This is a genomic window from Halomonas litopenaei (genome assembly GCF_017303055.1).
GTDB classification, from domain to species: domain Bacteria; phylum Pseudomonadota; class Gammaproteobacteria; order Pseudomonadales; family Halomonadaceae; genus Halomonas; species Halomonas litopenaei_A.
In genome coordinates, this window is record NZ_JAEKJT010000009.1 from 121,822 (window position 1) to 138,486 (window position 16,665).

Genomic DNA, 16,665 nt, shown 5'->3' on the forward strand with positions numbered 1-16,665 from the left:
TCTCGAGCCGTCACGACCAGACCGCGCATCGGGGGCAGCACGCGCATCGGGGGCAGCACGCGCAGCGGTCTGCGCTTGCCTCGGTCTGGCAGCCGACAGGCTCAGCGGCACGCCGTATCCACCAGGGCTTCCAGCGCCCTCACGCTGACCGCCAGCGCACCACCGTTATCCAGACGGGCAACGGTCGGATAGTCACGTTCAAGCTCCGCCTCCACCTCGGCATGGCGAGCCAGACGCGCCTCGATCTGCTCGCGGCACTCGCGCCCGCGCTTGACGAGGCGCTGTCTCAGCACCTCGCCAGGAGCGGTCACCACCACCGGCAGCAGCTGGTCGCCGAAGCGCTCCCGGGCCTGGCACAGCGCTCGACGACTACCGTTGAGCAGCACCGTTGCTCCCGACTCGAGCCAGCATTCGACCTCGATGCCCACGCCGTAGTGCAGCCCATGGGCCTGCCAATCCAGGCAGAACAGGCCTCGCCCGCGCCGGGCCTGGAATTCGGCCTCGGACAGCGCCAACGAATCTTCGCCAAGACCACTGGCCCGAGTGATGTAGCGATGGGCCACCAGCAGGTCCGGGCGCTGCTGGCGGAGGGCAACCAGCAGGCTGTCCTTGCCCACGCCACTGGCCCCGATCAGATACACCAGCATCAGTGCACCTGCCTGCCGGCGCTCCACACCCGAGCGACCAGCGGGTGTCCGTCGATCTCGCGTACTCGCAACAGGTCGGCGCGCAGTCCTTGGGCGATGCGCCCGCGGTCATCAAGCCCCACCGCCTCGGCAGGGTGCCTACAGGCCGTCGCCACCGCTCGCGGTAGGTCGTAACCACCTTCCATCGCAGCGATGCGAAAGACGGCATCGAGCAGGGCTGCCGGATAGTAGTCGGAGGACAGCACATCCAGCACGCCCATGCGCACCAGCTCAGCGGCGGCAATGTTGCCGGAGTGGGAACCACCACGCACCACGTTGGGCGCCCCCATCATCACCGCCATCCCATGCCGGTGAGACGCTTCCGCGGCTTCACGGGTGGTGGGGAACTCCGCCACCCGAGTGCCATACTCCAGGCTCTCGGCCACGTGGGCGACGGTGGCATCGTCATGGCTGGCCAGCGCCAGCCCACGCTCACGGCACAGCGATGCGATGGCACGGCGGTGGGAGCTCGAGTAGACGGCACTGTTGGCCAGCTGCTTTTCGATAAAGGCTTCAAGGCTGGCGTCGTCCAGGCCGTACTTGCCCTGGTAGTAGATGCGATAGGCGTCGAGACTGGCGAACTGGCGCTGGCCCGGCGAATGATCCATCAGCGAGACCAGCCCCAGCAGCGGCGAGTCCATGAAGCCTTCAAAGCGCGTCAGGGTGTCCGGGTGACACACCTCACAGCGCAGGTGCAGGCGGTGGTCGACCCTTGCCATGCCATTGTCATTGATCGCCGCCAGCGACCCCACCATCTCGTCCAGAGCCTCGTGGCGCATGCTTTGCTCGTCGACATCACCGATGGATACCGCGTCGAACACCGTGGTGATGCCGCTGGCGGCCATCTGCGCGTCATGGGCCAGCGCCGCCTGACGACCAGGCCAGCTCACCTTGGGCCGGGGCTGAAAGTACTTTTCCATATTGTCGGTATGCAGCTCGATCATGCCGGGCATCACGATATCCCCGTCACAGTCGATCGCCCCGGGAAGCGATACCGGGCCACGCTCGATGGCCTTGATGATGCCATCCTTGATGACGAGACTGCCGCTGATCACCTCGTCGTCGAGCACCAGGCGCGCATTGGTCAGGATCTGATCTTGGCTCATGCAGAAAACTTCCCGTCGTTATCGTCGCGACGCCCAGCGCCACCGACCAGCATGTGACCTTCCAGTTCGAGCAGCCGATCGGCCACCCGCTCGCGGACTTCCTCATCGTGGAAGATGCCCAGCATGGCACTGCCACGGGCCTTGGCCTCCTCGATCAGCGTCACCACCACCTCTCGGTTGGCGGCGTCCAGCGATGCGGTGGGCTCGTCGAGCAGCAGCAACGGATGCTCTGCAATAAAGCCACGGGCAATGTTGACGCGCTGCTGTTCGCCGCCGGAGAAGGTTCCTGGCGCCAGCTCCCACAGGCGTTCCGGCAGATTGAGCCGCGCCAGCATGGCCTCGGCACGGCGGCGCGCTTCCTGCTCGTCGCAGCCCCGCACCAGCAGCGGCTCCATCACCACTTCCCGCGCCGACACGCGGGGCACCACCCGAAGAAACTGGCTGACGTAGCCGATCACATCGCGCCGCAGCAGATGCCACGCATGGGCGGGCAGGCCAGCGAGCTCAAGTTCGCCATCATCGAAGTGCAGGGTCAGGCTGCCGCCACTGATGCGGTAGTTGCCGTTCACCATCTTCAACAGGGTGCTCTTGCCGATACCGCTGCGCCCGGCCAGCACCAGACACTCGCCGGGAGACAGGTCCAGCTCGAGTCCACGCATCACGGGCAGCGCCTGGCCGCCCTGGGCGTGCAGCACAAAGGTCTTGTCGAGCCGTCGGGCAGTAAGAAAAGGGGACGTCATCGTCAACTCCTGAGAAACCATCATGGCGTCAGCACCGAGGACACCAGCAGCTGGGTGTAGGGATGCTGTGGATCATCGAGGATCTGGTCGGTCAGCCCGGCCTCTACCACCCGGCCCCGACGCATCACCATCAACCGGTGGGCCAGCAAGCGCGCCACGGCCAGATCGTGAGTCACCAGAATCACCGACAGGCCGAGCTCTCGGGTCAGGGTACGCAGCATGTCCAGCAAGCGAGCCTGGACCGATACATCGAGCCCTCCGGTGGGCTCGTCCATGAACACCAGGCGCGGCTGGGTCACCAGGGTGCGCGCGATCTGCAGGCGTTGCTGCATCCCCCCGGAAAAGGTCTGGGGGGCATCGTCGATACGCTCGGGGTCGAGTTCGACCCGGCTCATCCAGTCCTGGCCGGCGGCACGCAGCTCGCCATAATGGCGCTGTCCCATGGCCATCAGGCGCTCGCCAACGTTGGCGCCAGCAGAGACCCCCAGGCGCAGGCCATCACGCGGGTTCTGGTGAACCAGGCCCCACTCCATGCGCAGCAGTGCCCTTCTGCGGGCCTCGCTGATGGCGTACAGGTCGAGCTCGGCATCGCTGCCCGCCACTCCTGCGCAGCCCTGTTCAGCCGGGTGATAGATCACCTGCCCCTGGTCCGGCTTTTCCAGGCCGGACAGCACGCGCAGCAACGTCGACTTGCCCGAGCCGGACTCGCCGACGATCCCCAGCACCTCCCCCTGGTGCAGGGTGAAGTCGATCTCTTCGCAGCCCTTGCCAGGGCCGTAGAGGCGCTGAATACCGCGAGCCTTCAGCAGCGCGGGCCGTTCAAGCTGTGGACGCTTCATGCCATGTCCTCGCGGCGAGTGTTGCAATAGTCAGTGTCAGAGCACACGAACATGCGCCCTCCCTGGTCATCGGTGATGACCTCGTCCAGGTAGCTGTCGGTCGCGCCACAGATGGCGCAGGGCTGCTCCCAGGCCTGGATCTCGAAGGGATGATCCTCGAAGTCGAGGCTCTCCACCCGGGTATGCGGGGGAATCGCATACAAGCGCTTCTCGCGCCCGGCACCGAATAGCATCAGTGCCTCGCTCATGTGCAGCTTGGGGTTGTCGAACTTGGGAATCGGCGAGGGATCCATCACATAGCGGCCATCCACCTTGACCGGATATGCATAGGTGGTGGCGATATGGCCATGATGGGCAATGTCCTCGTACAGCTTGACGTGCATCACCCCGTACTCTTCCAGGGCATGCATGACGCGGGTCTCCTCCTCGCTGGGCTCAATGAAGCGCAGCGGCTCAGGGATAGGCACCTGGAAGATCAGGATCTGATCGGCCCGCAGGGTCTTCTCGGGAATCCGGTGACGGGTCTGGATGACACTGGCCTCGCCGGTGGCCGTGGTCGTCTCGACGCCGGCTACGCGCTCGAAGAAGGCGCGGATGCTGACCGCATTGGTGGTATCGTCCGCCCCCTGGTCGATCACCTTGAGGGTGTCGTCGGCCCCCAGCACGCTAGCCGTCAGCTGCATGCCACCGGTGCCCCAACCGTAGGGCATCGGCATCTCGCGACCGCCGAAGGGCACCTGGTAACCCGGAATGGCCACGGCCTTGAGCAGTGCCCGCCGTATCATGCGCTTGGTCTGCTCATCCAGATAGGCAAAGTTGTAGCCGCTGGCCTCGCCTTGGGCGGCGTCCGCGATACTGCTGTTGGCGATCATTGGGCGCACTCCTTGGAAGCGGTGGGCGCTGTGGCAGTGTCTGCGGCGGTGTCAGCACCGCTCGCCTGCGCGTGCTGGGTGTCGCCTTGGGTGCGCTCCGCGTGTTCGCGGCGCAACCGGCGAATCAGGTCCAGCTCGGATTGGAAGTCGACGTAATGGGGCAGCTTGAGGTGTGACACAAAGCCCGATGCCTCGACGCTGTCGGCGTGGGCCAGCACGAACTCGGCCTGCTGGGCGGGGCTCTGAATCGGCTCACCCAGCTCCTCGGCACGCAGTGCCCGGTCGACCAGTGCCATGGCCATGGTCTTGCGCTCGTTGCGGCCGAAGGCCAGGCCGTAGCCTCGGGTGAACTGCGGGGCGCTGTCGCCATTGCCCGCGAACTGGTTGATCATCTGGCATTCGCTCATGACGATCTCGCCAACGCAGATCGGTGCGTCAAAACCCTCGACCTCGATCTCCACCTCCACCGTCCCCTGGCGAATCTCGCCGGCAAAGGGGTGGTTGCGGCCATACCCCCGCTGAGTGGAGTAGCCCAGCGCCAGCAGATACCCTTCGTCGCCGCGAGCCAGCATCTGCAGGCGTGTCGCACGATCCACCGGGAAGTCGGGGGGATCACGGGTGATGTCATAGGGCTCGCTGCCATCATCCTGCTCCCGCTCGATCAGCCCCTCCTGGTTCAAGCAGTCGAGAATCTGGGGGCAGGCCTCAAGGTCTTGATCCGCCTGTTCCGGTTCTGCCACGTCACGGTCACCACCCGCCAGCAGCATGAAATCCAGCAGGCGGTGGGTGTAGTCATAGGTCGGCCCCAGCACCTGACCGCCGGGCACGTCCTTGAAGGTGGCGCTGATGCGCCGTTCGATGCACATGTCGCTGGTATTCACCGGGCGGGTCTCGGCCAGTCGCGGCAGCGTGGTGCGGTAGGCACGCAGCAGAAATACGGCTTCCACGGTGTCACCGCTGGCCTGCTTGAAGGCCAGCGCTGCAAGCTCCGGGTCGTACAACGAGGCCTCGGCCATGATGCGATCCACCGCGAGCCCCAGCTGGTCCTGAACCTGAGCCACGGCCAGCTCGGCCTGCTGACGGTCACCCCGACGGCGATCTGCCATCCAGCGATGGGCATTGGCGATGGCCTTCTCGCCTCCTTTGACGGCAACGTACATCAGGCAATCTCCTCACGGGCAGATGACAACTCAGGCTGCTCCAGTCCAGGGCCGCTAAGGCGGGTGCTACGGGCAATGGCGGTAAGCTGCGTGCCACAGGTAATAAAGGCATCCAGGCCTCGCGGGAAACGACCACGATTGGCGTGCAGCACGCGCATCAGTGGGCGTACCTGATCGGGATCCCCCAGTCCCAGGCGACGCTCGCCGGGCACGCCTGGCCCACAAAGCTGCCAGTCACCTTGGCTTTCGATGGTCTCGACCATCACGATCAGCGTGGTGCTGCGATCCGGCCAGGCATCGGAGCCCAAGGCAAATTCCTCGACCTGGGTGAGCGTCGTCGGCGTCACCAGCGCGAAGTCGGCGTTGGCCGGGTCCGGTGTGACCCGGGCGCCGGTATGAAAGGCCAGGGCTGCCGCGAGGCCTGCCCCGGAAAGCGTGGCATCGATCCAGACTCGGGTTTCCAGATCACACAGGGCCAGCAGCGTCCCCCAGGCGGCCGACGAAATCGCTGCTCCCGGCGGCAGCGACGGCAACGCCATGCTGGTCAAGGTGCCCGGCTCCGACATGCACCCCAGCAAGCGCCGAAAGCGCTGCTGGGCGTCGTGTACAGCATCGGTCAGGCCTGGCCAGTCGTGTGGTCTGACGCTTTCCTCGCGTGGTGCTGTCATGTTCATTCGCCCCTTACCATGGTGAAGAAGTCGACGCGCGTGGCCGCAGACTGGCGCGACGCCTGTTCGCGTTGCTGTGATAGTTCTTGCGCCAGCGGCGCCATCAGTTCGCTGTCGATGCGCCGGGCCCAGTGGTCGTGTCGCGCACAGGCATCGACCAGCGCGATCAGTTCAGCGTGGGCCTTGTCTCGGCCGCGGACCCAGCCATGTCCCAGCGAGCCGTCGTCCAGGGCCACGCTGGCTCTGGTCAATGTCATCTCACCCAGGTTGAAGGCGGAGCCACTGCCGCCCATGCGCCCGCGTACCATGGCCATGCCGGTTTCTGGCCCGCGCACACAGCGATGTCTCGCCTGGATGCCCAGTGACTGCCAGCCTTGGGCAAGGCGTTCGAAGGGCGTCAACGCCAGCAGGCGGTGACGTTGCATTGGGGTCATGGTCGACGTCATGAGAGAGCCTCGTCGTCTTGAAACTGCGGACGTTCGTCCGTCGGAAAGTCGAAGTGGTAGGCAACACGATCGGCGCGAGCGCGACTGACGGAGATTTCGACCAGCCGCCCCTCCTCGTCGACGTTGTCACTGGTCAGCACCATCAGTGGAGCCTGCCGCGGGCAGCGCAGCAGCCGACTGTCGGCGTCATCGGCCTGGACGGCTTCCAGCCGCACCCTTGAGCGGCTCAGCCGCAGCCCATAGTGTTGATCCAGCAGTGCCCGGGTAGAGCCACCGCGATAGCGGTCTTGCCAACCGGGTACCCGTCGCGGGTCGAACCAGTGGCGCAAGCGCAGCAGCGGCGCTTCATCCACGTAGCGCACCGTGTCGACACACAGCAGGCTGTCCCCCGGGGCGCAGCCAAAGCGCTGTGCAATGGCTTCCGGGGGCACCACCATCGCCTGGGTCAGGCAGCAGGTCTCGGTCGCCAGGCCCAGCTCAGCCAGGTTGTGCGTCACCTTGCTGGCGGCATTCACCGCATAGTCCAGGCGGCGATCCACCACCTGGGTGCCACGCCCCTGATGGCGTGTCACCATTCCAGCAGCCACCAGTTCGTCCAGCGCCCGACGCACGGTGTGACGGTTGACGCCGAAGCGTCGTGCCAGTGCCGCTTCGCTGGGCAGCAGGTCGCCGGCGCGATAGCTCCCGCGCACTTCCCTGGACAACACATCGGCAAGCATGCGGTAGCGCGGCAGCCCTGCGGCTTCGGCAACTTGTCTAGACATCTTCACTCCAAAAAAAGAAGGCGATGTAGCACAGCCGTGTGGAGCTGATGGCGGTCGTGGCGCAAGCTGCCACGACCGCGATCAGATAAAGCGTTTACGCACCAGCTGTGACGCCATGTCCAGGGAGGTCACGGCGACGATGATGACCAGCATGATGGTGGCGGTTTCGGCATACTGAAATCCGCGCATGGTTTCCCACAGCGCCACGCCAATGCCACCGCCGCCTACCATCCCGAGCACCGTGGCCGAACGAATGTTGGACTCGAAGCGATACAGGCTGACCGAGATCCACAGCGGCAATACCTGCGGGATCAGGCCAAAGATGATCTCCTCGATACGCCCGGCACCGGTCACCCGTATGCCCTCCATCGGGCCCGCTTCGGCGGCTTCCACCGCCTCGGAGAACAGCTTGGCGAGAACGCCGGTGGTGTGCACGAACAGCGCCAAGGTGCCGGCAAAGGGTCCCAGCCCTACGGCCACCACAAACAGCATGGCAAATACCAGCTCGTTGATGGCACGAGTGGCATCCATCAGTCGGCGCACCGGCTGGTATACCCACCAGGGCACCAGGTTCTCGGAGCACAAGAGGCTCGCTGGAATCGCCACCAGAATGGCCAGCAGGGTGCCCCATACCGCGATCTGAATCGTCACCAGCATCTGGTCAATGTAGTGATCCAGGTTGCCCAGCGCAGGCGGGAAGAAGTCGCCGGCCAACGTTGCCATGTTGCTGGCATTGGTAAACAGCAGGCTGGGCTGCATCTCGACGCCCTGCCAGGACCAGGCCAATACCGCCAGGCCCAGACCCCATAGCGCCAACGTGGTCCAGCTGCGCTTGGGCGGCATGCTGATACCGGATAATTGGGTTTGAGTGCTCATGCGCTCTCCACAGAGGGCTTAAGTCATGCGCTGTCACGAACGGCGCTGAAACCGAGGCCGGGCCGCCGATAGACGGCCCGGCGAACCATCAACCTGCGTTGGCGGCGGCGTCTTCGGGCATTGCCTCGGCCGCCTGGATGGCCTTCATGCGCGTATCGAGGTCATCGAGTTGGCCATCGATCTCGGCCAGACGGGCCTCGCGGTCCCCTTCACTCAGGCTGTCATCCTTGGCCACTTCAGAACGCTCCTTGAACAGGGCCAACTGACGGATCGGCAGCAGCTGATCATTGCTGGAAGCGACGAATTCGGCCCATTGCAGCGGCTCGAGGATGGCCTGCTCGTCGGCATCGTCGCCATAGCTCATGAAGAACTCACGCAGGGTGTCCTTGGTGGCCTCATCCAGATCGCTACGCCACACCAGCGGATCGGACGGGATCAGCGGCGACTTCCAGATCACCCGCAGCTGCTCGGCCTTGTCGGGCGCCGTCACTTCCAGACGCTGCATGCCTTCAGTGTTGAAGGTGGCCACGTCGACCTGCTTGTTGGCCACGGCCAGTGCGTTGGTCTCATGACTGGAATTGAGCGTGCGCTTGAAGGCGGTAGCGGCGTCGACGCCATTCTTGGCAAAGACGTAGTAGCCCGGTACCAGGAAGCCGGAGGTGGAATTGGGATCACCGTTGCCGAACACCAGATCGGAGGCATTGGACAGCACGTCGTCGACGTCATGCAGGTCGCTATCCTGGTGGGCGATCATCAAGCTCCAGTAGCCGGGGGAGCCGTCCGCGGCCACGGTCTGGGCGAAGATCTCGCCTCCTGCACGGTCCACCGCCTCCATGGCCGCCTTGTTGCCGTACCAGGCCAGGTCAATCTGGCCAAATCGCATGGCCTGGATCACCGCAGCGTAGTCAGTGGCGAAGAACGGCTCGACCTCCATCCCTACCTGCTCGGACATGTCCTCGAGGAAGGGGTCCCACAGCGGTGCCAGGTTCTGGCTCGCTTCGGTGGAGATAATGCCGAACTTGAGGGTATCGGCGGCCGCCAGCTGAGTGACGGCAGCAAGACCAAGACCTGCCATCAGCGGCAGCGACAGGCGGCGAACATTAGCAAAAAGCATGGGTATCTCCTGGGGGGTGCAGGGGGTGATCTAGATGAGAGGTGATGCAGTCGTTGTCGGTATCACGTTGGATTGCCGTCAGCCGTCCGAACTAGACATGCGCCGCCACCGCGGGCTGGGCATGGGCCGGCTCTCGGGTCGGCGATGGCAAGTCGGGCTGGGCGCCAGAACGAAGCTCATCGAGCCCGGCGTTTTCGTACAGGGTGCTGAGGCGCGCATCGGTCAGCTCAGAGGTCTTGCCGTCGAAGTACAGCCGACCATCCTTGAGCGCGATGGCGCGATGACAGTAACGCCGGGCGATGTCGACTTGATGCAGGGTGATGACGACCGTGCGACCGTCCTCGGCATGAATTCGCTGAAGAATCTCCATCACTTCACGGGCACTTCGCGGATCCAGCGATGCAATGGGCTCGTCGGCGAGAATCACGTCGGCGTCCTGCATCAGTACCCGCGCGATCGCCACGCGCTGCTGCTGGCCACCGGAGAGCGTATTGGCGCGCTGATAGGCCATGCCCTCCAGGCCGACCCGGGCGAGGCACTCAAGCGCCCGCTGCTTCTCTTCCTGACTGAAGCGCCCGCTGAGCGCGCGCAGGCGAGGCATGCGCCCCAGCTGCCCGATCAGCACATTGGTCAGCACACTCAGGCGATTGACCAGGTTGAACTGCTGGAAGATGTAGCCAACACGGCAGCGCTGGCCACGACTGGCACGCTTGATCCGGCCACTGGCCTGTACCTCACGGCCCAGCAGGCTCACCCGACCGCCGGTATGTCGGTTACAGCAGGTCAATCCGACCAGGTGGCGCATCAATGTCGACTTGCCGGAACCGGAGGGACCGATCAGGGCAACGATGTCGCCTGGGGTGATCTCGAAACTGACGTCCTCGAGCACTTGGCGATGGCCGAACGTCTTGTTGAGTCGCTCGACGACGATGGTGGGGATGGACATGATGCCTCTCCTCTTGGAATGGCATCAGTCTGCAGGCGGCAGGTTAAGGCATGTTGTCTAGACAATGTCATTGATGTGACAAATTCACCCGGACGCATCGACGTCAGCCCAGGCCTTTTCAGACAATTATTTTAAAAAACAGGACATTAAATATTGGCGTCACTGTGCTGTAACGCAAATGCCACCGCACAGCCATATTCCGCTCGAGCGCTGTCCGTGTTCGCTTGAGGCGACGACTCACGGCGGTGCAGCGATGAGCTGGCGTGCTGTTCAGGCGATCGGATACCCGCCGAAGGTGGCCTGACAGGAGCAAGGGATACCCGGGATAGCGCCAGGCCATGGGCATGATTGGCAGGTTCAAAGGGAAAGTTCTGGCAACCGCGACCAGACTGACAGACAGCGCACCTGAAAGAGGCAGCGTCCCTGTGAAAGGTAACGTCCCTGTAAAAGGTAACGTCCCTATGCGAGACAGCCTATGCAGCATCTGAGCCTGGAACCCAGCGCGCTGGAAGTCACCGACCTGGCCACCATGCATCGTTTCTTCGAACAGGTGCTGGAACTGCGGCCATTGGTGGTGAGCGCCACAGGCGTCACTCTGGAGCTAGGCGGTGGGGACACGACTCACGTGCTGATGCTACTTGCCAGCACGACGCCGACCCCACCGCGCACCATTAATCTGGAGGTCAGTGCAGCGGACTTTCCCAGGCTGCGCCAGCGCCTGGAGCAATGCGGAGACGCCTGCGGGTGGGTGAGAAGCTGGGATGCGCCCGACAGCGCCTCGCCTCAATGCGCCTTCCGAGTCGTGCTGTGCCGGCTTCCGGAAGGCCATTGGCTGAGGCTGACCGCCATCGACCCCAGCGCGTGCCGGCATGTCACCTTAGCCCGCACCCAGCGCGATACTCCGCGCCGGTGATCCGTCAGTCGAAACCCTCATCCAGCGCCTCGTCATCGTCCTGCAACAGGCGTTTGCGGCGCTCATCACGCTGCTTCTGCACCCGATTGTTGCGATAGCGTCGCGCCACGGCCACAGCCAGCGCCACAACCAGCATGAGCAGCAACGTCAGGCCTTGCCACGGCCGCGGTGACTCCAGGGTCGAGCCGAGCACGAAGATCATGATGAAACCCAGCGCCTGACTACTGATGGCCAGCGCGCGCAGAGGGTCGAAGGTCTTGGGTGAGGGCATCACGCATCCTGATAAATGAGGGACTGGCGGCCTGACGCAAGATGACAGCGCCCGACGAGCGCAGTAGCCTTGCCGAATCGGGTTCGCCCAGTGTACCTGCTCGCTATCGACTTTTCGTGCCCTCGCGTTGATCAACGGAGCCTTCCCCGCCATGGATGCCATCGCCATTGGTCCGGTGCTAGTGAGCCTGCCCCGGCTCTACGCACTCGCCATCACCCTGCTGCTGCTCGCGGCCAGCGCCTTTCTGCTGGGGCTTCCACGCCGCCGTCATGGTCGCTGGTTCAACGGCCTGATGCTGGCCTGGTTGTTCGGTGCTCGTCTCGGCCATGTGGTGATGCACTGGGAGGCGTATCGGGACGACTGGCTCGATATCGTGAGCCTGTGGCTGCCTGGGTATAGTGCCGTGTGGGGGCTGGCTGCCGCGGCCCTCTGGACCCTGTGGGCGCTGCGTGATCGCATGGCCGCCCTGCTGGGCGCCCAAGGCCTGACCCTGCTGGCGACACTTGGCTGGCTGGCGCTGGTCAGCTGGGCCCCGCTGTCCGCCAGCCCTGCTCCGCAGCAGGTGCCAGAGCTGACCCTGGAAGATGTCGACGGAGCGCCTATCGCCTTGCGTACGCTGACGGGCGACGCTGACGGCAAGCCCATGATCATCAACCTATGGGCGACCTGGTGCCCCCCATGCCGGCGGGAGATGCCGCTGCTGGCCGAGATCGATCAGCGCGATGATGTCACCGTGATCATGGCCAATCAGGGCGAGCCGCTGCTACAGGTCACCCGCTATCTGGATCAGGCCGACCTCGACTTCCGCTACGCGCTGCTCGACCCGCGTCAACAGCTGCTGGCCGCAAGCCAGTCCCCTGGCCTGCCGACGACCCTGCTGTTCAGTGCCGATGGCAAGCTCCTCGAACGCCATGTGGGGGAGCTGACGCTGCCACTGCTGGATGACTGGCTGAATCGCTGAGCAGCTGCCACGCTCTTCTTATACTGCAGGTGAAACGCACCCGCAGTCTCAGGACCGAGGCGGCCACCCCGCCTCGGCCCGCCCATCTCCTGTCGCCTTCTTCACGTCGCTTGCAACATCGCCGCTTTGCTCCCCCGCGTCGCGGTATCGGCCTGCGACGACTCTGCAAAGTCATCCCCGGCGCGACAATCGCGCTTAAGCCAGACTGAAGATTGCTGTAAGATACCGCGCCCTGTCGGCGGCGGGCCCGGCCCGCGACCACGAACCGTAACGACGCATCTCCCGAGGCATCATGAGCGACTTCTCTCCCGGCCAGCGCTGGATCAGCGACGGCGAGGCCGAACTCGGCCTGGGCACTATCCTGAATTGCGACGCGCGCAGCGTCACCGTGCTCTTCGGCGCCAGCCAGGAAACCCGCACCTACAGTACCCGTCTCGCGCCCTTGACCCGCGTCGCCTTCGGCAGCGGCGACCGCATCCAGTCTGCCGAGGGCTGGCAGATGACGGTGGACGATACCAAGGAAATCGATGGACTGATCGTCTACATCGGCGAGGACGACGCTGGCGAGCTGTGCGAGCTGCCGGAGGCCCGTCTGGCCGACAGCATGCAGTTCGACCAGGCCCGTGACCGCCTGCTGACCGGCCAGGTCGATCGCAACGACTGGTTCGACCTGCGTTTTCGTACCCTGCACCACCACCACCGGGTGGAGCAGAATCCGGCACTCGGCCTGGCCGGGCCGCGCATCGACCTGATTCCGCATCAGCTCTACATCGCCGACGAGATCTCCTCCCGCCAGGCGCCACGCGTGCTGCTGGCCGATGAGGTGGGGCTGGGCAAGACCATCGAGGCTGGGCTGATTCTGCACCGCCTGCTGCTGACTGGCCGGGTCGAGCGCGCGCTGATCCTGGTGCCGGCGAGCCTGACCCATCAATGGCTGGTGGAGCTGCTGCGCCGCTTCTCGCTATCGGTGACCCTGCTCGACGAACAGCAGAGCCAGGCCCACGGTGACAGCAATCCCTTCGATGCTGGCCAGCTGGTACTGGCAAGCCAGGATTGGCTGTTTGCCAACCCTCACCGCCAGAGCCAGGCGGAAGCCTGCCAGTGGGACCTGTTGATCGTCGACGAAGCACATCACCTTGAGTGGCATGACCAGGACCAACAGGACGAGGGGAGCGAGCCGGAGGTCGGCCCGGGCTACGCCTGCGTCGAGCGTCTGGCCGATGCCACCGAGGGCGTGCTGCTGCTGACCGCTACTCCGGAGCAAATGGGACTGGCCAGCCACTTCGCACGCCTCCGGCTGTTGGACCGTGACCGCTATTCCGATCTCGACGCCTTCCGCGCCGAAGAACAAGGCTATGTCGCCGTGGCCCAGGCCATCGACGCACTTGCCGGCAGCTCGGACCACGCCCTGGATGCCAGTGCCCGCGACGCGATCGGGGCCGTCGCCGATGACAGCGACAGCCAGGCCCTGCTGGCGACGCTATCCAACCCCGAAAGCAGCAGCGAACAGCGCGAGCTGGCGAGCGCCCAGCTACGTGACCAACTGCTCGACCGGCACGGCACGGGGCGGGTGATGTTCCGCAACAGCCGCCGCCATGTGGGTGGATTCCCCGAGCGCCGCCTGCACGTGGATAAGCTTGAGCTGCCGTCCTCCTACCGTCGCGTGCTGCGCCGTCTTGGCCGCGATGAAGACTATCTGGACGAGCTGCTGATCGAGACCGGGCTCGATCATCCCGAAGTGATGATCTACCTGGATGGCATGTACAGCGCACTGAGTGAGGATCCGCTCAACGCAGAGCCCTGGTGGCAGTTCGACCCACGCGTGACCTGGCTGCTGGAACGCCTGACCGAGATGGGCGATGACAAGGTGCTGGTGATTGCCCATGATCGCGAAACCGCGCAGGGGCTGTCCGATGGCCTGCGAGTGCTCGGCGGTGTCCAGGCTCCGGTGTTTCACGAGGATCTGTCGCTGGTGGAGCGCGACCGCGCCGCCGCCGCCTTTGCCGACGATGAAGACGGCTGCCAGGTGCTGGTCTGCTCGGAAATAGGCTCCGAAGGCCGCAACTTCCAGTTCTGCCGTCACCTGGTGATGTTCGACCTGCCACTGCACCCGGATCAGCTCGAACAGCGCATCGGTCGCCTCGACCGTATTGGCCAGCGCCACGCCATCGAGATTCATGTCCCCGTGTTCGAGGGTAGCCCCGGCGAAAAGCTGCTGCGCTGGTACCAGGAGGGCATGGATGCCTTCAGCGCGCCCCACGGACTTGGCAATGAGCTGTTCGATGCCTTCGGCGATGACCTGGCCGAAAGCCTGCTGGATGACGAGGCTCTGGACGACGTCATTACTGAGACACGCGCGCTGTTCGACGCCAAGCTGGCAGAGCGTGACGCGGGCCGCAATCGCTTGCTGGAGCTCAACGCCTGTCGCCCGGAGCGGGTCGAGGCCGTGCGCGAAGCGATTGTCGAGCTCGATGAAGACCGTGCGCTGCCGCGCTACCTCGATCAGGCGCTGGACATCTTCGGCGTCGACAGCAAGGAACTGGGCAACGATCTGACGCTGCTGACCCCCGGGCCTCATATGCTGGATGGCCTACCTGGGCTGGTGAAGGGGGAAGAAGGCTTTACCGTGACCACTTCCCGCTCGCGGGCTCTGGCCAGGGACGACGTCCAGCGACTGTCGTGGGAGCACCCTCTGGTGCGCGAAATGATGGGGCGCATTCTCGACGGCGCCATGGGCAACACCGCCCTGGCACTGCTCAAGCACCCGGCGATTCCGGCGGGCAGGCTGATGGCGGAGCTGGTCTTCCGCACCCACTGCCCGGCCCCCAAACGACTGCACCTCAACCGCTTCCTGCCCCCCACCGCCGTGCGGGTGCTGCTTGACGAATCAGGCGCCAACCTGACCGACAAGGTGTCCTTCACGGGTCTGTCGAAGAACCTGAAGAAGGTCAAGAAAGCCGTGGCTCGAGACCTGATCAAGAGCCGCCACGACCAGCTGAGAGACCTGCTCGACAGCGCCGAAGCCGAGGCCCAGCGCGAGCTGCCGACGATCGTCGAAGCCGCCCAGGTACGCATGCGTCAGCGTCTGGACAACGAGCTGACGCGACTGGAAGCCCTGGCACGACGCAACCCATCGGTGCGCGAGGATGAAATCACCGCCCTGCGTGAGGAACGTCAGGCGTTGGATCAGGCCATCGAAGGCACCCGGTTAAGGCTCGACGCGGTACGCGTGATTGTGACCATCGACGACGACACCCGCTGACCCGGCGGGCACCACGGCGCTCGAGAATGCACCAGCGCCTCCCTGGCAGGCCTGCCAGGGCCACCGGGCCCCTAACCGCATGGTCGGGGCCTGGTGGTATCAGGCGAGGATATCCTCCAGCGCTTGATCCAAGGTCGGGTAGCGAAAGGTGAAGCCCTCCTCCTCAAAGCGCTGAGGCACCATCCGTGCGCCCGTCAGCAGCAGCCTGGACATCTCTCCAAATAACGTCTCAAGCACCAGCGCCGGAACCGGAAAGGGCGTTGGGCGCTTGAGATGCCGACCGATGGCCCGGGTAAACTCACGATTGGTCACCGGCTGCGGCGCACTGCCATTGAAGGGACCCGACAGATGGGGCTTTTCGATCAACCACAGCAGCATCTCCACCAAGTCCTCGCGGTGGATCCACGGCATGTATTGATCCCCATTGCCCAGCCGTCCGCCCAGCCCGAGTTTGAAGGGCGGCAGTAGCTTCTTGAGCATGCCCCCACCCTGATCCAGCACCAGGCCAGTTCGCAGGATGGCCAGGCGTACCCCATAGGCCTCTACCCCCCTTGCCGCATCCTCCCAGCGCTGACACAGGCGATGGACGAATTCATCATGGGGTGTCGTCTGCTCGGTCACTGGCGCAGCGTCATCGCCCCCGCCCTGATCACCGTAGTAGCCCATGGCCGAGCCACTGACCAGTACCTGCGGAGCGCTTGCGGTCTGGGACAGTTGCTCGCACAACATCACCAGCTCCTTGGTGGCGTTCACCCGAGAGTCAATGAGCCGCTCTTTCTGGCTATCGCTCCAGCGCTTGTCCGCAATCGGCTCACCGGCCAGATTGACCAGCGCAGCAGGGGGCTTGTCGACGAAGTCCAAGGCACTGCTGCGCACATCGACGCCCTCTGGCAAGGCCTTGGCCGCCTTGGCTGGCGCGCGCGACACCACCTGCACCCGATGGCCATTGTCGACCAGCCGGCGACATAGACGTTGCCCGACAAAGCCACTGCCACCCGTGATCAATACTCGCATGGACACCTCTCGTTGATCCCTCAAAGA

At 64.6% G+C, this 16,665-nt stretch carries 17 protein-coding genes; 3 read left to right on the top strand and 14 right to left on the bottom strand.

All coding sequences use genetic code 11. The features are described from left to right. Nucleotides 1–101: 101 nt before the first annotated feature. The 12 genes from phnN to phnC all read right to left on the bottom strand — a co-directional run bounded on the left by phnN (nucleotide 102) and on the right by phnC (nucleotide 10,217). A complete protein-coding gene (phnN, locus tag JF545_RS17215; protein ID WP_206944110.1) occupies nucleotides 102–647 on the bottom strand; it encodes a ribose 1,5-bisphosphokinase in 546 nt (181 codons plus the stop codon). Next, the gene (locus JF545_RS17220; RefSeq protein ID WP_206944112.1) at nucleotides 647–1,792 is read right to left on the bottom strand and encodes an alpha-D-ribose 1-methylphosphonate 5-triphosphate diphosphatase; all 1,146 of its coding nucleotides are present in this window, start codon (nucleotides 1,790–1,792) and stop codon (nucleotides 647–649) included. Before JF545_RS17220 ends, phnN begins: the two co-directional genes overlap by 1 nt. Next, a complete protein-coding gene (phnL, locus tag JF545_RS17225) occupies nucleotides 1,789–2,532 on the bottom strand; it encodes a phosphonate C-P lyase system protein PhnL (protein WP_206944114.1) in 744 nt (247 codons plus the stop codon). The genes JF545_RS17220 and phnL overlap by 4 nt, the downstream gene beginning before the upstream one ends. Before the next feature lie 20 nt (nucleotides 2,533–2,552). Beyond that, a complete protein-coding gene (phnK, locus tag JF545_RS17230; RefSeq protein WP_206944118.1) occupies nucleotides 2,553–3,371 on the bottom strand; it encodes a phosphonate C-P lyase system protein PhnK in 819 nt (272 codons plus the stop codon). Next, complete coding sequence (locus JF545_RS17235) at nucleotides 3,368–4,243, bottom strand: alpha-D-ribose 1-methylphosphonate 5-phosphate C-P-lyase PhnJ (RefSeq protein ID WP_206944120.1); 876 nt, start codon at nucleotides 4,241–4,243, stop codon at nucleotides 3,368–3,370. Before JF545_RS17235 ends, phnK begins: the two co-directional genes overlap by 4 nt. Then, nucleotides 4,240–5,403 carry a carbon-phosphorus lyase complex subunit PhnI gene (locus tag JF545_RS17240; protein ID WP_206944122.1) on the bottom strand — a complete coding sequence of 388 codons (1,164 nt, stop codon included), beginning with the start codon at nucleotides 5,401–5,403 and terminating at the stop codon, nucleotides 4,240–4,242. Before JF545_RS17240 ends, JF545_RS17235 begins: the two co-directional genes overlap by 4 nt. Next, the gene (gene phnH, locus JF545_RS17245) at nucleotides 5,403–6,071 is read right to left on the bottom strand and encodes a phosphonate C-P lyase system protein PhnH (protein ID WP_206944125.1); all 669 of its coding nucleotides are present in this window, start codon (nucleotides 6,069–6,071) and stop codon (nucleotides 5,403–5,405) included. The genes JF545_RS17240 and phnH overlap by 1 nt, the downstream gene beginning before the upstream one ends. Before the next feature lie 2 nt (nucleotides 6,072–6,073). After that, nucleotides 6,074–6,505 carry a phosphonate C-P lyase system protein PhnG gene (phnG, locus tag JF545_RS17250; protein WP_206944126.1) on the bottom strand — a complete coding sequence of 144 codons (432 nt, stop codon included), beginning with the start codon at nucleotides 6,503–6,505 and terminating at the stop codon, nucleotides 6,074–6,076. 8 nt (nucleotides 6,506–6,513) lie between these two features. Beyond that, nucleotides 6,514–7,281: a phosphonate metabolism transcriptional regulator PhnF gene (gene phnF / locus JF545_RS17255; protein WP_206944128.1), complete on the bottom strand. Its 768-nt coding sequence runs from the start codon at nucleotides 7,279–7,281 to the stop codon at nucleotides 6,514–6,516. 81 nt (nucleotides 7,282–7,362) lie between these two features. Then, a complete protein-coding gene (gene phnE / locus JF545_RS17260) occupies nucleotides 7,363–8,157 on the bottom strand; it encodes a phosphonate ABC transporter, permease protein PhnE (protein ID WP_206944130.1) in 795 nt (264 codons plus the stop codon). Between the two features lie 88 nt (nucleotides 8,158–8,245). Next, the gene (gene phnD / locus JF545_RS17265) at nucleotides 8,246–9,271 is read right to left on the bottom strand and encodes a phosphonate ABC transporter substrate-binding protein (RefSeq protein ID WP_206944132.1); all 1,026 of its coding nucleotides are present in this window, start codon (nucleotides 9,269–9,271) and stop codon (nucleotides 8,246–8,248) included. A 91-nt stretch (nucleotides 9,272–9,362) separates the two neighbouring features. Then, nucleotides 9,363–10,217: a phosphonate ABC transporter ATP-binding protein gene (gene phnC / locus JF545_RS17270; RefSeq protein ID WP_206944134.1), complete on the bottom strand. Its 855-nt coding sequence runs from the start codon at nucleotides 10,215–10,217 to the stop codon at nucleotides 9,363–9,365. A 475-nt stretch (nucleotides 10,218–10,692) separates the two neighbouring features. Here phnC and JF545_RS17275 point away from each other — a divergent pair, with 475 nt between their 5' ends. Further along, entirely contained in the window at nucleotides 10,693–11,130 is a 438-nt protein-coding gene (locus JF545_RS17275; protein WP_206944135.1) for a hypothetical protein, read from the top strand. Between the two features lie 4 nt (nucleotides 11,131–11,134). Here JF545_RS17275 and JF545_RS17280 read toward each other — a convergent pair whose 3' ends face one another. Further along, the gene (locus JF545_RS17280; protein WP_206944136.1) at nucleotides 11,135–11,401 is read right to left on the bottom strand and encodes a hypothetical protein; all 267 of its coding nucleotides are present in this window, start codon (nucleotides 11,399–11,401) and stop codon (nucleotides 11,135–11,137) included. Between the two features lie 151 nt (nucleotides 11,402–11,552). Here JF545_RS17280 and JF545_RS17285 point away from each other — a divergent pair, with 151 nt between their 5' ends. Together JF545_RS17285 and rapA are read left to right on the top strand one after the other, a co-directional pair. Beyond that, on the top strand, nucleotides 11,553–12,362 hold the full coding sequence (locus tag JF545_RS17285; protein WP_206944137.1) for a TlpA family protein disulfide reductase: 810 nt from the start codon (nucleotides 11,553–11,555) through the stop codon (nucleotides 12,360–12,362). 292 nt (nucleotides 12,363–12,654) lie between these two features. After that, entirely contained in the window at nucleotides 12,655–15,624 is a 2,970-nt protein-coding gene (gene rapA, locus JF545_RS17290; protein ID WP_206944138.1) for an RNA polymerase-associated protein RapA, read from the top strand. A gap of 99 nt (nucleotides 15,625–15,723) precedes the next feature. On the opposite strand, the gene JF545_RS17295 is transcribed toward rapA, so the two are convergent. Further along, the gene (locus tag JF545_RS17295) at nucleotides 15,724–16,638 is read right to left on the bottom strand and encodes a TIGR01777 family oxidoreductase (RefSeq protein WP_206944139.1); all 915 of its coding nucleotides are present in this window, start codon (nucleotides 16,636–16,638) and stop codon (nucleotides 15,724–15,726) included. Nucleotides 16,639–16,665: the final 27 nt, after the last annotated feature.

Bases quoted from the DNA above. Each gene is read 5' to 3' on its own strand.
- phnG (WP_206944126.1), bottom strand. From the start codon at position 6,505: ATGACCCCAATGCAACGTCACCGCCTGCTGGCGTTGACGCCCTTCGAA.
- JF545_RS17295 (WP_206944139.1), bottom strand. From the start codon at position 16,638: ATGCGAGTATTGATCACGGGTGGCAGTGGCTTTGTCGGGCAACGTCTA.
- JF545_RS17280 (WP_206944136.1), bottom strand. From the start codon at position 11,401: ATGCCCTCACCCAAGACCTTCGACCCTCTGCGCGCGCTGGCCATCAGT.
- rapA (WP_206944138.1), top strand. From the start codon at position 12,655: ATGAGCGACTTCTCTCCCGGCCAGCGCTGGATCAGCGACGGCGAGGCC.
- phnN (WP_206944110.1), bottom strand. From the start codon at position 647: ATGCTGGTGTATCTGATCGGGGCCAGTGGCGTGGGCAAGGACAGCCTG.
- JF545_RS17240 (WP_206944122.1), bottom strand. From the start codon at position 5,403: ATGTACGTTGCCGTCAAAGGAGGCGAGAAGGCCATCGCCAATGCCCAT.
- phnL (WP_206944114.1), bottom strand. From the start codon at position 2,532: ATGACGTCCCCTTTTCTTACTGCCCGACGGCTCGACAAGACCTTTGTG.
- phnE (WP_206944130.1), bottom strand. From the start codon at position 8,157: ATGAGCACTCAAACCCAATTATCCGGTATCAGCATGCCGCCCAAGCGC.
- phnK (WP_206944118.1), bottom strand. From the start codon at position 3,371: ATGAAGCGTCCACAGCTTGAACGGCCCGCGCTGCTGAAGGCTCGCGGT.
- phnD (WP_206944132.1), bottom strand. From the start codon at position 9,271: ATGCTTTTTGCTAATGTTCGCCGCCTGTCGCTGCCGCTGATGGCAGGT.
- phnF (WP_206944128.1), bottom strand. From the start codon at position 7,281: ATGTCTAGACAAGTTGCCGAAGCCGCAGGGCTGCCGCGCTACCGCATG.
- JF545_RS17235 (WP_206944120.1), bottom strand. From the start codon at position 4,243: ATGATCGCCAACAGCAGTATCGCGGACGCCGCCCAAGGCGAGGCCAGC.
- JF545_RS17275 (WP_206944135.1), top strand. From the start codon at position 10,693: ATGCAGCATCTGAGCCTGGAACCCAGCGCGCTGGAAGTCACCGACCTG.
- JF545_RS17220 (WP_206944112.1), bottom strand. From the start codon at position 1,792: ATGAGCCAAGATCAGATCCTGACCAATGCGCGCCTGGTGCTCGACGAC.
- phnH (WP_206944125.1), bottom strand. From the start codon at position 6,071: ATGACAGCACCACGCGAGGAAAGCGTCAGACCACACGACTGGCCAGGC.
- phnC (WP_206944134.1), bottom strand. From the start codon at position 10,217: ATGTCCATCCCCACCATCGTCGTCGAGCGACTCAACAAGACGTTCGGC.
- JF545_RS17285 (WP_206944137.1), top strand. From the start codon at position 11,553: ATGGATGCCATCGCCATTGGTCCGGTGCTAGTGAGCCTGCCCCGGCTC.